The organism is Streptomyces sp. NBC_00984 (genome assembly GCF_045162475.1).
GTDB lineage: Bacteria > Actinomycetota > Actinomycetes > Streptomycetales > Streptomycetaceae > Streptomyces.
In genome coordinates, this window is the sequence record NZ_CP108734.1 from 3898699 (window position 1) to 3912187 (window position 13489).

The 13489-nt window shown below is 73.1% G+C and carries 15 protein-coding genes and 1 pseudogene; 7 read left to right on the forward strand and 9 right to left on the reverse strand.

Going from position 1 to position 13489, the window contains the following annotated elements:
- Positions 1-35: 35 nt before the first annotated feature.
- Both OG520_RS17050 and OG520_RS17055 read right to left on the reverse strand, forming a co-directional pair.
- Complete coding sequence (locus OG520_RS17050; RefSeq protein ID WP_406013718.1) at positions 36-596, reverse strand: Uma2 family endonuclease; 561 nt, start codon at positions 594-596, stop codon at positions 36-38.
- Between the two features lie 17 nt (positions 597-613).
- Positions 614-922, reverse strand: coding sequence for an SDR family NAD(P)-dependent oxidoreductase (locus OG520_RS17055; RefSeq protein ID WP_406016498.1), 309 nt, complete (start codon positions 920-922; stop codon positions 614-616).
- A gap of 34 nt (positions 923-956) precedes the next feature.
- On the opposite strand from OG520_RS17055, the gene OG520_RS17060 reads away from it, so the two are divergent.
- Both OG520_RS17060 and OG520_RS17065 read left to right on the forward strand, forming a co-directional pair.
- On the forward strand, positions 957-2447 hold the full coding sequence (locus tag OG520_RS17060; protein WP_406013719.1) for a sensor histidine kinase: 1491 nt from the start codon (positions 957-959) through the stop codon (positions 2445-2447).
- A gap of 34 nt (positions 2448-2481) precedes the next feature.
- On the forward strand, positions 2482-3168 hold the full coding sequence (locus tag OG520_RS17065) for a response regulator (protein WP_399326951.1): 687 nt from the start codon (positions 2482-2484) through the stop codon (positions 3166-3168).
- A gap of 39 nt (positions 3169-3207) precedes the next feature.
- Here the strand turns inward: OG520_RS17065 and OG520_RS17070 are convergent.
- The 3 genes and pseudogenes from OG520_RS17070 to OG520_RS17080 form a co-directional block, all read right to left on the reverse strand.
- Positions 3208-3849, reverse strand: a pseudogene (locus OG520_RS17070) (phosphatase PAP2 family protein); the annotation flags it as partial.
- A 127-nt stretch (positions 3850-3976) separates the two neighbouring features.
- Entirely contained in the window at positions 3977-4660 is a 684-nt protein-coding gene (locus OG520_RS17075) for a DUF1700 domain-containing protein (RefSeq protein ID WP_406013720.1), read from the reverse strand.
- Entirely contained in the window at positions 4657-5043 is a 387-nt protein-coding gene (locus OG520_RS17080; RefSeq protein WP_389973183.1) for a PadR family transcriptional regulator, read from the reverse strand. Before OG520_RS17080 ends, OG520_RS17075 begins: the two co-directional genes overlap by 4 nt.
- A 109-nt stretch (positions 5044-5152) precedes the next feature.
- Here OG520_RS17080 and OG520_RS17085 point away from each other — a divergent pair, with 109 nt between their 5' ends.
- On the forward strand, positions 5153-5770 hold the full coding sequence (locus OG520_RS17085) for a flavin reductase family protein (protein ID WP_406016499.1): 618 nt from the start codon (positions 5153-5155) through the stop codon (positions 5768-5770).
- A 46-nt stretch (positions 5771-5816) separates the two neighbouring features.
- Here OG520_RS17085 and OG520_RS17090 read toward each other — a convergent pair whose 3' ends face one another.
- Positions 5817-6731 (reverse strand): LysR family transcriptional regulator, encoded by a 915-nt coding sequence (locus OG520_RS17090; protein WP_406013721.1) that lies wholly within the window; start codon positions 6729-6731, stop codon positions 5817-5819.
- A 187-nt stretch (positions 6732-6918) separates the two neighbouring features.
- Here OG520_RS17090 and OG520_RS17095 point away from each other — a divergent pair, with 187 nt between their 5' ends.
- Positions 6919-8013: a M20 family metallopeptidase gene (locus OG520_RS17095; protein ID WP_399327753.1), complete on the forward strand. Its 1095-nt coding sequence runs from the start codon at positions 6919-6921 to the stop codon at positions 8011-8013.
- Positions 8014-8094: 81 nt separating this feature from the next.
- Complete coding sequence (locus OG520_RS17100; RefSeq protein WP_406013722.1) at positions 8095-8841, forward strand: DUF6585 family protein; 747 nt, start codon at positions 8095-8097, stop codon at positions 8839-8841.
- 11 nt (positions 8842-8852) lie between these two features.
- On the opposite strand, the gene OG520_RS17105 is transcribed toward OG520_RS17100, so the two are convergent.
- Positions 8853-10196, reverse strand: coding sequence for an MFS transporter (locus OG520_RS17105; RefSeq protein ID WP_406013723.1), 1344 nt, complete (start codon positions 10194-10196; stop codon positions 8853-8855).
- Between the two features lie 173 nt (positions 10197-10369).
- Here OG520_RS17105 and OG520_RS17110 point away from each other — a divergent pair, with 173 nt between their 5' ends.
- On the forward strand, positions 10370-10702 hold the full coding sequence (locus tag OG520_RS17110; RefSeq protein WP_406013724.1) for a hypothetical protein: 333 nt from the start codon (positions 10370-10372) through the stop codon (positions 10700-10702).
- On the opposite strand, the gene OG520_RS17115 is transcribed toward OG520_RS17110, so the two are convergent.
- On the reverse strand, positions 10659-11096 hold the full coding sequence (locus OG520_RS17115; RefSeq protein WP_406013725.1) for a DUF2809 domain-containing protein: 438 nt from the start codon (positions 11094-11096) through the stop codon (positions 10659-10661). The two genes, OG520_RS17110 and OG520_RS17115, sit on opposite strands and share 44 nt — an antisense overlap.
- A complete protein-coding gene (locus OG520_RS17120) occupies positions 11093-12325 on the reverse strand; it encodes an MFS transporter (protein WP_406016500.1) in 1233 nt (410 codons plus the stop codon). Before OG520_RS17120 ends, OG520_RS17115 begins: the two co-directional genes overlap by 4 nt.
- A gap of 163 nt (positions 12326-12488) precedes the next feature.
- On the opposite strand from OG520_RS17120, the gene OG520_RS17125 reads away from it, so the two are divergent.
- Complete coding sequence (locus tag OG520_RS17125; RefSeq protein WP_406013726.1) at positions 12489-13472, forward strand: GlxA family transcriptional regulator; 984 nt, start codon at positions 12489-12491, stop codon at positions 13470-13472.
- Positions 13473-13489: the final 17 nt, after the last annotated feature.

Here is a 13489-nt window from a genome sequence, read left to right on the forward strand (position 1 = left end):
TCCCCGCGAGCCCGGCAGGATCCGGACGAGAGGCCCTAAGGCCTCAGGCCGCTGGTGTCCAGGTCCAGGTCGAACGGGTGCGGCAGCCTCAGAACCGCACCGAACGGGTGCGGGCCGTCCACGTGGGTGTAGCCCAGGTGACCCGGCTCGGAGAACAGGGTCGCGCTGCCCTCGATCCGGTCGACGAGGAGATACAGCGGGGCGCGGTACTCGGCGTAGCGTCGCCGCTTCACGACACGGTCGGTCTCCGCATTCGACTCCGACGTGACCTCCACGACGAGCAGGGTCTGATCGGGGAGAAGGGCTCCGCCTCCCTTCGCCAGTCCCTCGGGCACGACGGCGATGTCGGGGACGTACCAGTTCGACGAACCGGGCAGGTCCAGATTGCCCGAGCCTTCGACGCAGCCGAGTTCGTCCACGCGGTCCTCGATCTGCCGACGGACGACTCGGGCCGCCCGTTCGTGGTCCCAGGTCGGCGTCACGGGCTCGATGATCCCTTCGATGATCTGGGCGCGGTCCCCGCGGATCCTCTGCACCGCGAACTTCAGGGCGCGTTCGGAATCGATGCCCTGGCTGTAGTCGGGCGCACTGGTCATTGGGTGTCTCCTCCCGCTCAGCCGGTCCGGCAACTCAGAGTAGCGCCCCACATCTCCGTGAGCCGGGTGCGCAGTTCGTCGTAGGCGGGGTCGGGCGCGGTCTCCGTGGTGCCGGCGGTGAACAGGCCCGTGGCGTAGCCGCCCATCTGCACGGTGGTGACCTTGATCCCGAACTGCTCGACCTCCATCGCCGGCGCCTCGCTGACCGAGTCGAGCGCCGCCTTCCCGGCCCCGTAGAACCCGACGGAGGCCATGCCGCCGCCGCTGCCCATCGACGTGATCCGAAGGAGGCGCCCGGAGCCCCGCGCGCGCAGGTGGGGGATCACGGCCTGGGCGACCCGACGCGCCCCGCGCGAGGGAATGGGCAACGGTGACTTTCGGCAGTGTCGGGGCGCTCCCCGGCTGCGTACGGTCGTCCGGGTGGACAGAGTGACGATCAGCGGTGCGGTCCGGCGGGCCGTCGTCGCGCCGGGGAATCTTCTGGCCGTCGGTGCGGCGGTCTGTGTCGGGCTGAGCGCGGTCAGCCCGTGGTGGGCCCTGCCCGCCGCCGCGGCGGCGTTCTTCGCGGGCCGGGAGCCGGGAAGGACCGGGCCCACGGTCCTCGTGCTCGTCGCGGTGGTGGCCGGCGGCGTGGTGGCGGTGGCACTGGTGCCCTCCTGGCTGCTGATGGCGGGGCGGTTCGTCGCGGTGGTGGCGGTGGCCGCGATGCTGCCGTGGTTCGCGGGGCGCTACTGGCGCCAGTACCAGGAGCTCGTCCGGGCGGGCTGGGAACGGGCGGGCCGGCTGGAGCGCGAACAGCGGCTCGTCGCCGAGCAGGCGCGGTCCCGGGAACGGGCCCGGATCGCCCAGGACATGCACGATGTCCTCGGGCACGACCTCAGTCTCATCGCCCTGTCGGCCGGTGCCCTCAAACTGGCCCCCGGCCTGGACGAGGCGCACCGGGCCGCGGCCGGGGAGATCCGGGCCCGCGCGGCCGCGTCGGTGGAGCGGCTCGGCGAGGTGATCGGCCTGCTGCGCGAGGAGGCGGACGACGAGCCTCCGCAGCCGCCCGGCACCGGCATTCCCCGGCTGGTCGAGGAGGCCGCGGCCGCCGGGCTCGCGGTCGGCCTGCGGATCGAGGGGGACGCCGGCACCATGCCCCCGTCGACCGCGCGGGCCGCCCACCGGGTGGTCCAGGAGGCCCTGACCAACGCGGCCAAGCACGCGCCGCGGGCGCGGGTGGACGTACGGGTGACGCACACGGCCGGGGAGACGACGGTCCGGGTGGAGAACGGGCCCGCGCCCGCGCCGTCCCGCGCCGAGGACGTCCCGGGGACCGGGCGGGGACTGATCGGGCTCGACGAACGGGTACGGCTGACGGGCGGCACCTTCGCCCACGGCCCGTACGAGGGCGGCTTCGCGGTCACCGCGCGGATACCGCACACCGCGCCCGCCCACCGGCCGCCCGCCGCACCGAGGCCCGCTCCCCCGGCCCTGCCCCCGGAGCACCGGCACGCCCGCAGCCGCGCCCGCCGGGCGCTGGCCCTCGCGGTCGTACTGCCCCTGGTGGCATGGGCGGTGCTGAGTGCCGCCCTGATGGCCTGGGACATCCGCTCGGCCCGGCAGTCCGTACTGGACCCGGGCGACTACGCCCGGCTGCGGGTGGGACAGGATCGGGAGTCGGTCCGGCGGCTGCTGCCCGACCGCGAGACCACGCAGCGGCCCGGGGTGGCCGGGGAACCGAGGGGAGCAGGCATCACATGCGCGTACTACGCGATGACGGCGGACCGCTTCGACGACCGGTCCGGAGACGCCTACCGGCTCTGCTTCCGGGACGGCCGGCTGATGTCCAAGGAGGCCCTGACCCCATGAGTGCGCCACGCGGGGAAGGAACGGTGAGCGGCCGGTGATCCGGGTGCTGATCGCCGACGACGAGCCGATGATCCGCGCGGGGGTGCGCTCCGTGCTGTCCACCGATCCGGACATCGGCGTCGTCGCCGAGGCCGCCGACGGACACGACGCCGTGGAGCTGGTACGCCGCCACCGCCCGGCCGTCGCCGTGCTCGACATCCGGATGCCCGGGATGAACGGCATCGAGGCGGCGGCCGAGATCCGGCGCACCGTGCCGGAGACGGGGGTCGTGATGCTCACGACCTTCGGTGAGGACGACTACATCCTCCAGGCGCTCGGAGGCGGCGCCGCCGGTTTCCTGATCAAATCGGGCGAGCCCGAGGAGCTGATCGCGGGGGTCCGCGCGGTGGCCGACGGGGCCGCCTATCTGTCACCGAAGGTCGCGGCGCGGGTCGTCGCCCATCTCTCGGCGACGGGCGCGGGCGCCCTGGCCGGCCGCCGCACCGCCGCCCGGGAACGGGTCGGCGCGCTCACCGGCCGGGAACGCGACGTACTGGCCTTCCTCGGCAGCGGGCTGTCCAACGGCCAGATCGCCCGGCGGCTCCATCTGGTGGAAGGGACGGTCAAGGCGCATGTGAGCTCCATCCTGGCCCGGCTGGGCGTGGACAACCGGGCCGCCGCGGCCGTCGTCGCCCACGAGGCCGGGATCGTCGCGCCCCCGCAGCCGCCTCCCGAGCGCTGACGCCGCGGTCCGGGCGAGCGGCAGGAACGCGAGCAGCACGGCCGCCACCACCGAGGCCCCGAGAACCGCGCCGGCCAGCACGTCGTGCGGGTAGTGCGCCCCCACCACGACCCGCAGCAGGGCCGCCGCCACGGCCACCGGCAGGGTGACGGCGGCGAGGCGCGGGCGCAGCACGGCCAGGCCCACCGCGAGCCCGGCGGCCAGGGTGGCGTGGTTGCTCGGGAAGGACCAGTCGCCCGGCGGCGGGCACTCGGCGGCCGTCTCCGCGATGCCCCGCAGGGCCCGGCAGGGGCGTTCCTCGTCCACCACCAGCTTCGCCGCCTCGCTGACGGCGTACGCCGCCACGGTGCCGATGCCGGTGAGCACGGTGCCTGCGGACATCCGGGTGTCCCCGCGGCGTACGGCGCTCCACCAGGCCCACACCAGCAGCAGGCCGAGGACCACCAGGGTGCCGTCGGTGGCCGCCTCCAGCAGGGGGCCCGTCCAGGAGGGCGCCTCGGCCACCGCCCCGGTCACCGATCGGTACAGGGACGCCGAGGCGCCGTCCGTCACCTCCACGGCACGGGCCGAGCCCAGGCCGCCTGGGGCGAGCGCCAGGACGGCCGCCGCCCCCGAGGCCAGGACGACGCAGGCGAGCAGTGGCCGCCCGGTCCGGGTTCTGCTTCCGGTTTCTCGTCTCATGGGATGTGAACCTAGAAGCGGCGAGGGGCCGCGGACCCGGGCCGAACGGCAGGGCCCACCCCTGACGAACGTCAGGGGTGGGCCCTGCCCGGGACCACTGCCCGGGACGGCTGAGCCCCACTCGGGACTACGCAGCCACGGCGTCCGCGCTGCTCCGCACCCGCCAGAGCCAACCCGCACCGGCGAGCGTCACGACGGCCGTCGCCGCGACAGCCGTCCAGTACTCGGACTGCGACGGATCGTTGGGGTAGCTGAAGAGGAACCAGGCGACGTTCATCAGCGAGGGTGCCAGCGTGGTCAGCGCGAAGCCGGTCCACTTCTGGCTCCTCGTCCAGTGCCGGGACCTGAACAGCACGACGGCTCCGGCGACCTTCAGTGCGAAGCCGAGCGGCACCCAGAGGTAGCCGAGACCGAAGGCGAGCACCGGCAGCAGCACCACGAGCCACGCGGGCGAGCGGCGCGCGGGCGTCTCCTCCGCCCCGGTGCCGGGACCGGCGACGGCACCCGGACCGGCGACGGCACCGGGAGCGAGCCCGGGGCCGGACCCGGACTCCTGGAGCGCGGTGGCGGCGATGGTGCGCGGGTCACCCAGCTCGCGCAGAACGTCCCGGTCACTGCCGCCGGGCCGCTCGGCGAGCGCGATCTCGATGTGCTCGGCGAGATCGGCCACGAGCTCCTGCCGGCGGTCCGCCGGAAGCGCCGACGCCTCGCGCTCGACCGCCGCGAGGTAGTCCCGGACCAATGCGCTCCCGGCGCCGCTTCCGGCACTCCCGGTGCTCCCGGCACTCTGCGACTTCTCGGTGTTCATCATTCGGTCTCTCCAGATACCTGCGGGTGCGTCTTCGGCGCAAGAAGGTGATCGACGGCATTCCGGAAAGCGGGCCATGTTCCCGTGAACTCCGCGAGCGCGGCGCGTCCGGCCTCGGTCAGCTCGTAGTAGCGCCTCGGGGGGCCCGAGGCGGACTCCTGCCAGGTGGTGACGACGAGTTGGTCCCGTCGCAGCCGCGACAGCAGGGGATACACCGTGCCCTGGCTGGTCGCCAGTGCCCCGGTCTCCTCCAGCTCCCGCAGCAGCTCGACCCCGTACCGCGCCCCGTCACGCATCAGGGCGAGTACGCAGTACTCCAGCACGCCCTTGCGGAGCTGGCTCTCGGCCTTGCTCGCGGAGCGGTTGCTCGGACCACCTGGTTCCATGCAATGCAATGTACCTTGCCGCGCACAGGCATGTCCAAGCTGCCGGTCCCCGCCCCTTCCCAACTGATGGGTCGTCAGCTCTAATCGAAGGGTGATGGGACACGCAGGCATGGCCGCCATCGCCGTCCGGTACCTCAGGTCCGTCGGCGCCGCCACCACCGCAGGGCCGGCACCGGTCGATGCGCTGCCGCGCCCGCATCTGCGAGCCGTCGCCGCCGATGAGCGGCCGCCCGTCGACCCGGGCGAATTCCGCCGCGTGCTGGGGAGCTTCGCCAGCGGCGTCACCGTCGTCACCGCGCACGACCCGGACGACCCGCAGGGCCCGGCGGGCTTCGCCTGCCAGTCGTTCGCCTCACTCTCCCTCGACCCGCCGCTGGTCACGTTCATGGTCGCCCGTACGTCGACGACCTGGCCGCGCATCGCGCGCGCCGGGGCCTTCTGCGTCAACATCCTCGGAGCGCACCAGGGCGCGCTGTGCCGGGGCTTCGCGGTGAGCGGCGCGGACAAGTTCGCGGGGGTGGCGTACGAGTCCGCCCCGGTGACCGGGTCGCCGCTGCTGGACTCCGTGGCGGCCTGGGTCGACTGCCGCGTCCAGGCCGTCCACACCGGGGGCGACCATCTGATCGTCGTCGGCCGGGTGGAGGCATTGGGGGCGGCGGCGGACGGGGTCGATCCGCTGCTGTTCCACCGGGGGGTGTTCGGGCGGTTCGGGCCGCTCGACGGGTGAGCGCGCACCGCGACTGGGCCCCGTACCGCCCCGGCGGACCGGCTGTTCAGCGGAGGGGGTCGCGCGGAACGGCTTCGTGCAGCAGGTCCCGCAGCGCCAGTGCCGCCGGAAGCGGGGCGGCGGGCAGCGCGACATGTACGGTCCGGCGCGGGGCGAGGTCGCCCAGCCGGCAGACGGCGAGTTCGGCGGGGACCGCCCAGGTGGCGAGCGAGGGGACCAGCGCAACCCCCAGCCCGGCCGCCGCGTAGCCGAACTTGCCGGTCCACTCGGCGATCCTGGTGATCCGCTTCGGCTTGAATCCGGCCCGGTCGCACACCTCGGCAAGCATCATCGGCCGGTCGGCGGACACGTCCTGGAGCCAGGTCTCGTCGCGCAGTTCGCGCAGCTCGATCGTCCCGGCCCCGGCCAGGCGGTGGTCGCGCGAGAGGACGACGAACAGCTCGTCCGCCAGCAGCACCTCCGTCGTGACGGCGTCGACCGACGGCAGACCGGACGGGTAGTCGCTGACCACGGCCAGGTCCAGCGCCCCCTCCGCCAGGCGCCGCATCAGCTCACCGGTCCGGCCCTCGGCCGCGACGACCTCGACCTCCGGCCTGGACCGCACGAACGCCCGCAGCGCGGCGGGCACCAGCGAGATGTTGGCCGTGGCGAACGCCCCCACGCGCAGCCGCCCGCCCCGCCCGGCATGGATCACGGCCATCTCGTGCTCCGCGCTCGCCAGCCGCGCGAGCACCTCCACCGCGTGCCGGTGCAGTGCCTGGCCGGCCGGGGTCAGCCGTACGCCCCGGGCGAGCCGTTCGAAGAGCGGACCGCCCGCCCGTTTCTCCAATGAGGCGATGCGCCGGGACACCGCGGACTGCGTGTAGTCGAGCCGGACCGCGGCCTTCGTGAACGATCCGGTGTCGGCCACCGTCACCAGCAGACGCAGTGCGTCGATCTCGAACACATTCCTCCCCGGCATGGCTCACATGCAATCTAGTCGCTGGTGGAATGCCTTGTCCGGCCCTAGCGTCGAGGAACGGGGCCGGACAGCAGTGCCGCCCCACGAACTTCCCCTATCAACTCCCAGGAGGAGACGTGTCGTTACTGCCTGCCACCGAGTCCGGGCGGGGCCGGTGACCGCGGGAGCCGCGGTCTCGCTGCCCGCGATGCTGGCCGATCTGGAAGAGCTCGTGGTCTGTGAGTCCTTCTCGGCCGACCACCCGGCGCTGGCCCGCAGCGCCGAGGTCGTCGGCGCCCAGGGCGAGAGACTGCTGGGCCGGGCACCGGAGACGATCGTGGTCGACGGGGTGCCCCATCTGCGGTGGGTCTTCGGCACACCGCGGGTGCTGCTGGTGGGGCACCACGACACGGTGTGGCCGACGGGTTCGCTGGAAACACATCCCTGGTCGGTGGCCGACGGGATGGCCCGGGGCCCCGGGGTCCTCGACATGAAGGCGGGTCTGGTGCAGATGTTCCACGCGCTGGCCTCCCTGCCGTCCCCGGACGGCGTGTGCGTGCTGGTCAACGGGGACGAGGAGGTCGGTTCCCCGACCTCCAGGGGCCTGATCGAGGAATCCGCGCGCGGCTGCGCGGCGGCCTTCGTGCTGGAGGCGTCCGCCGATGCGGAGGGCGCCCTCAAGACCGCCCGCAAGGGCACTTCGCGGTACGAGGTCGAGGTGCACGGCAGGGCCTCCCATGCCGGTCAGGAACCGGAGAAGGGGGTCAACGCGGCGATCGAGGCCGCCCACCAGGTCCTGGCCATCGCCGGTCTCGCGGCCTCGATGGGCCCCACCGGTTCGGTACTGGGGAACCCGACCGTCACGCCCACACTGCTGTCGGCCGGCAGCACCCTCAACACCGTGCCCGCCCGAGCGAAGGTATCGGTGGACGTGCGGGTGCCCACCACGGCGGCGCAGGACCGGATCGACGTCCTGATGCGGGGGCTGACCGCCCGGACACCCGGGGCACGGCTGCGCGTACTGGGCGGCAGGAGGCGGCCCCCGATGGAACCGGGCTCCTCCGCCGAACTGTTCGCCCTCGCCCGCGAGATCGCCTCGGAGCTGGGGCAGGAACCACTGCGGGGCGTGGCCGTGGGCGGCGCGTCGGACGGCAACTACACCGCGGGCGCGGGCGTCCCGACGCTGGACGGCCTCGGTGCCGTCGGCAGCGGCGCCCACGCGGACAGCGAGCATGTCGCGGTCGGGCAGATGGTCCCCCGTACCCGGCTGCTCGCCCGGCTGATCGCGCGGACGAGGGGATGACCCGCGCACCCCGCACGCGGTCCGGCCGTGAAAACGGCCGGACCGCGTCCGCGTCCGGCGTACACACGAGGGAGAAAGTCCATGGCAGCAGCACCGAACGCCCTGCCCGCGGAGGCCGCCGAACTGGCCTCCACCCACCGACTCGGCGCGCTGGAGGGCACGTTCGCCCCCAAGCGCCTGAACAGACTGCTCTTCGCCCTCTATATCTTCACGACGCTCTACCTGCTGGCGATCCTCGTGATACCCGGCCTGCTGTTCTTCTGGTGGCTGCGCCGGAATCCGGACTTCAGCCGAAAACAGGCCGCCAAGCGTCTCCACCTGTTCGAGAACGGAATGATCGTGCACCCGCAGTCCGGCGACGGCGTGGTCGTCATCCGCTGGGATTCCGTGCGGCTCTACCAGGACATCACCCAGATGATCATCAACGGCATCCCCGGACCCACCGAGTACGCCTACTCCGCGGTGGGTCCGGGCCGTGCCAGTGCGAGGATCACGCACTTCTACGAAGGCCCCGAGACCTGGGGGCCCCATATGCAGCAGGCCATTCTCCGCGCCCAGGGACCGGCGGTCCTGGAATCGGTCCTGGACGGCGGGCCGGCCGACTTCGGGGACCTCTCGCTCTCCCGGACCGGCCTGACCGCCAGGGGGAAGGGCGACCTCTCCTGGTCCGAGGTCCAGGAGATCCAGGTCGTGGCGGGCCGGGTCCGGGTCATGAGGACCGGCGGCTCCGGCCTCTGGTGCGGCGTCGCGGTCAGCGACATCGCGAACCTCCACGTCTTCCTGGCCGTCGCCGAGCGCCTCTCCGCCGCGCACGGCCCGGCGGCCTGAAAAGCCCGCCGTCAGCCGAGCCCGACGGCGGCGTCCGAGGGTTCCCGGACCCGGCGGATCACCAGCGCCATCAGCGCCGCCGTCGCGCACAGCGCCCCCGACGCGTACCAGACCATGTCGTACGAGCCGAACACATCGCGCGCCACTCCGCCCAGGAACGCCACCAGCGCCGCCCCCACCTGATGGGAGGCCAGCACCCAGCCGAAGACGATGGCGCTGTCCTCCCCGTACTGCTCACGGCACAGGGCCAGCGTCGGCGGGACGGTGGCGACCCAGTCCAGGCCGTAGAAGACGATGAAGAACACCATCGGCGGATGCACCGACGGCGCCATCAGCATCGGCAGGAAGAGCAGCGAGACGCCGCGCAGCGCGTAGTAGACGGCGAGGAGCCGCCGGGCGTCGAAGCGGTCGGTGAGCCAGCCGGAGAAGACGGTGCCGATGATGTCGAAGACCCCGATGACGGCGAGCAGCGAGGCCGCGGCGGTGATGGGCATGCCGTGGTCGTGGGCCGAGGGCACGAAGTGCGTACGGATCAGACCGTTGGTCGAGGCCCCGCAGATCGCGAACGTACCGGCCAGCAGCCAGAAGGGTCCGGTGCGCGCCGCGTCGATCAGTACGTGTACGGTCCGCCGCGCCGCCCCGCGCGCGGGTGCGGGCTTCTCCGCGTAGGTGCCGCCGTACGGGGCGAGGCCCACGTCGGCCGGGTGGTCGCGGAGCAGGAACCAGACGAACGGGACGACGACCAGGGCCGCGAGCGCCACCGTGACCGAGGCCGGGCGCCAGCCGTGTTCCTCGACGATCCAGGCGCACAGCGGCAGGAAGACCAGCTGCCCGGAGGCGCCCGCCGCGGTGAGGATGCCGGTGACCAGGCCGCGCCGGGCCACGAACCAACGGTTGGTGACCGTGGCGGAGAACGCCAGCGCCATCGAGCCGGTACCGAGGCCGACGAGCAGGCCCCAGTAGATCATCAGCTGCCAGGAGGCCGTCATCCATACGCTGGCCAGCGCCCCGGCCGCCACGGTGCTGAGGGCGACGACGACGACCCGGCGGATGCCGAAGCGGTCCATCAGCGCGGCGGCGAACGGTGCGGTGAGCCCGTACAGCGCCATGTCGATGGAGACGGCGAGTCCGATCTCCCCGCGCGACCAGCCGAACTCTGTGTTGAGCGGGTCGATGAGGAGGCCGGGGAGGGAGTTGAAGGCGGCGCCGCCGATGATCGTCACGAAGGTGACGACGGCGACGGTCCAGGCGCGGTGAACACGTCGGCGGGAGGGGCGGCCGGGGGGTGCGGGGGTGGCCTGCCGGTCGTCGTCCCGGGCGGCGCTTTCGGTTGTCTGGGTCACGTCATTCAGCATCGGGCCGCGGCACTTCTCCCCACGAGTGGCCCGAGGGACACCCTTCGCAGGGATCGGGCCACCGGGATCGTCGCCCCGCGGTCCGGACGGGCGGGCCGGTGTGCGCGTACGATCGCCAGTCGGCCGACGGGCCGGGCCCGCCGGCCTCGTCTCGCACCGATCCGGGGGATTCCATGCAGTGGGCAGCACGCCAGCACTTCCACCACCGCTCCGCGCTGATGCAGACCTGGGGCGCCGTACTGCTGCTCATCGCCTGCGCCCTGTGGGTCTGGCTGGGCTTCCTGCTGGCGGACCAGCAGGGCATGTACTGCTACCGCGGCATGTCGTCGGTGTGCGAGGTGGAGAGCGACGTACCGAAGCAGCTGACCGTCCTGGGCATCTCCGCGCCCCTGTCCGTCCTCGGTGCGGGGCTGCTGGTCGCGGGCAGTGTGCGCAGGCAGACCAGCGCCCATGTCTTCGAGGTCATCGAGATGCAGAAGTCCGAGGAACGCAGCCGGAAGAAGTGACCAGGGCCGTCACCGCCCAGGCGAACCCCGCCCCCACCGCGTACCAGAGCAGATCGGGTGCGTTGAAGGTCGAGCCGAGCACCAGTCGCGCCACCGTGCTGTGCCGGGAGAGCTCCGCGGGCACCCCGGTCAGTTGCAGCAGCTCCACCGCCCAGCTGAACGCCAGCCCCGCCCCGGCCGTGACGACCGGCCGCGCACCGGGCGCGATCACGGCGACCAGGGCGCAGACCAGCACCGTGTAGAGCGCGTCCCCGGCGTACTTGGCGAGGTCGCCGTCCGTGAACGCCCTGACCCCGAGCCCGGCGAGTACGGTCAGCACGGCGGCCCCGGCCGCGACCGCGCGTGCGCGCGGGCCCGTCCGGGGCGCGGCCACCGGCCCCCCGCCCCCGGTCACGCGATCCGCTCCAGCCGGCTGATCGGCCGGGCCACCAGCAGTACCGCCACCACCACCATGTTGATCACCGCTCCGGCCAGCAGCACCTCGGGCGCCCCCACCTGGTCCGCGACCGGTCCCGCCAGCGCCCGGCCCGCCGCCAGCATCAGCAACGAGCCCGCCACGTCGTACGCGTGCAGGCGGTTCAACGCCTCGGGCGGCACATGGGTCTGGACCGTCGTCGACCACATCACCAGCCAGAACGCGAACGCCGCACCCGCCACGAACTGCCCCGCCCCGAGCGCGGGCACCGGCAGCCCGAGGCCCAGCACCAGCAGGTTCACACAGACCCCGGTCAGCGCGACGGCCCCGGCCGCGAGCGGGCGGCGGGGCCTCAGGCGCAGGGCGAGCAGCCCGCCGACGACGCTGCCCGCGCCGTTCACCGCCATCATCACGCCGTACGTCCCCGAGCCGTGCGCCTCGGTGACCTCGACCGCGGTGAGCGGCAGCATCGGGCCGAGCACCATGAAGCCGTACACCGTCCAGATCGCGATCACCCCCCACAGCCAGCTGCGGGCCCGGAACTCCCGCCAGCCGTCGACCAGTTCGGCGACGAAGCCGCCGCGCTGCGCGTCGTCCGACGGGGCCGGGGCGAGCCGGAGCAGGAACAGGCAGAGGCCGGAGACCAGGAACGTCGACGCGTTCGCCGCGTAGACCGCCCCGGCGCTGGCCAGCCCGACGAGCATGCCCGCGAAGGCCGGGCCCGCCATGGTCATCAGCGCCTCGGAGACCCTCAGCACCGCGTTGCCCCGCTGCACGTCCGAGGCCACCCGGGGCACGGTCGAGGCGACGCCCGGCTGGAAGAGCGCGGCGCCCACCCCGGCCACCGAACTGAGCGTGTACACCACCCACAGCGGCGGGTTCCCGGTGGCGAAGGAGAACGCCAGCACCGAGGCCCCGACCAGCCGCAGCGCATCCGCGATGATCATCATCCGGCGGGGGGTGAACCGGTCCGCCAGTACGCCGCCGAAGAGCACGAAGAGCGCCAGCGGCCCCATCCAGGCCGCGAGCGCGAAGCCCACCGAGGAGTGCGGCCGGCCGGCCCCCAGCAGTCCCGCGGTGAGCGCCACCGGGATCATGCCGTCACCGAAGAGCGCGGCGGTGCGGGCGACGAAGAAGAGCCGGAAGTTACGGTTCCAGACCCCTTCCGACCGGCCATCGCCCAGGCCGTCGCCCGAGCCGCCGCCCAGGCCGCCACCCCTCGCACCCAAACCGGGGGAACCGGACAAAAGGGGCTGCACACCATCGCGTTCGACGGCGGGAATGCGCGGGTGCTCCGCTGACTTTTCCTTCACAGGAGTGACATGTATCAGGCTTGAGGTCTATACCACTAGGGGTGAAGGGAGTCCGCCAATGCCGCACCGAATCGCCGTCCTGGCCCTCGACGGGCTGCTCCCCTTCGAACTGGGCATCCCCCAGCGGATCTTCGGCCGCGCGTTCGGCATCGAGCCGCACAACGAGGGCCGCAGTCTGTACGAAGTCGTGACCTGTTCCGTCCGCCCGCCGGGCCCGGTCCGTACCGACGCGGACTTCACGATCACCGTCGAGCGCGGGCCCGAGGCCCTGGCCACCGCCGACACGGTGGTGATTCCCGCCAGTTACGAACTCGGCCCGGTCCACTCGGAGGGCAGGCTCACCGAGGAGCTGGCCGCCGCGTTCGCCCACATCAGGCCGGGGACCCGGATGGTCTCGATCTGCACGGGCAGCTATGTGCTGGCCGCCGCCGGATATCTCGACGGGCGCCCCGCCACCACCCACTGGTGGCACGCCGACCACTTCCAGCAGCTCTTCCCCGGGGTCCGGGTCGACCCGGACGTCCTGTTCATCGACGACGGGGACGTCCTGACCTCCGCCGGGGTCGCCGCCGGGATCGACCTCTGCCTGCACATCGTGCGCCGCGACCACGGCACCGCCGTCGCCAACGACGTCGCCCGCCGCACGGTCGTGCCCCCGCACCGGGACGGCGGGCAGGCGCAGTACATCCAACGCCCGGTGCCCGAGAACCGGTTCGCGACCACGACCACCGCGCGCACCTGGGCGCTCGGGCGGCTGGAACGACCGATCCTGCTGCGCGACATGGCACAGCAGGAGTCGATGAGCGTGCGGACCTTCACCCGCCGGTTCCGGGAGGAGGTCGGGGTCAGTCCCGTCCAGTGGCTGACCCGGCAGCGGGTCGAACGGGCCCGGCACCTGCTGGAGTCGACGGACCTGTCGATCGACCAGGTGGCACGGGAGGCGGGTTTCGGGACGCCCACGTCGCTGCGGCAGCATCTCCAGGCGGCGCTGGGGGTGTCCCCCACGGTGTACCGGCGCACCTTCCGCGCCGGGAGGGTCTGAGAGGCTGCGCGTCCGGA

Bases quoted from the DNA above. Each gene is read 5' to 3' on its own strand.
- OG520_RS17050 (WP_406013718.1), bottom strand. From the start codon at position 596: ATGACCAGTGCGCCCGACTACAGCCAGGGCATCGATTCCGAACGCGCC.
- OG520_RS17060 (WP_406013719.1), top strand. From the start codon at position 957: ATGGGCAACGGTGACTTTCGGCAGTGTCGGGGCGCTCCCCGGCTGCGT.
- OG520_RS17075 (WP_406013720.1), bottom strand. From the start codon at position 4,660: ATGATGAACACCGAGAAGTCGCAGAGTGCCGGGAGCACCGGGAGTGCC.
- OG520_RS17080 (WP_389973183.1), bottom strand. From the start codon at position 5,043: ATGGAACCAGGTGGTCCGAGCAACCGCTCCGCGAGCAAGGCCGAGAGC.
- OG520_RS17085 (WP_406016499.1), top strand. From the start codon at position 5,153: ATGGCCGCCATCGCCGTCCGGTACCTCAGGTCCGTCGGCGCCGCCACC.
- OG520_RS17090 (WP_406013721.1), bottom strand. From the start codon at position 6,731: ATGCCGGGGAGGAATGTGTTCGAGATCGACGCACTGCGTCTGCTGGTG.
- OG520_RS17095 (WP_399327753.1), top strand. From the start codon at position 6,919: ATGCTGGCCGATCTGGAAGAGCTCGTGGTCTGTGAGTCCTTCTCGGCC.
- OG520_RS17100 (WP_406013722.1), top strand. From the start codon at position 8,095: ATGGCAGCAGCACCGAACGCCCTGCCCGCGGAGGCCGCCGAACTGGCC.
- OG520_RS17105 (WP_406013723.1), bottom strand. From the start codon at position 10,196: ATGCTGAATGACGTGACCCAGACAACCGAAAGCGCCGCCCGGGACGAC.
- OG520_RS17110 (WP_406013724.1), top strand. From the start codon at position 10,370: ATGCAGTGGGCAGCACGCCAGCACTTCCACCACCGCTCCGCGCTGATG.
- OG520_RS17125 (WP_406013726.1), top strand. From the start codon at position 12,489: ATGCCGCACCGAATCGCCGTCCTGGCCCTCGACGGGCTGCTCCCCTTC.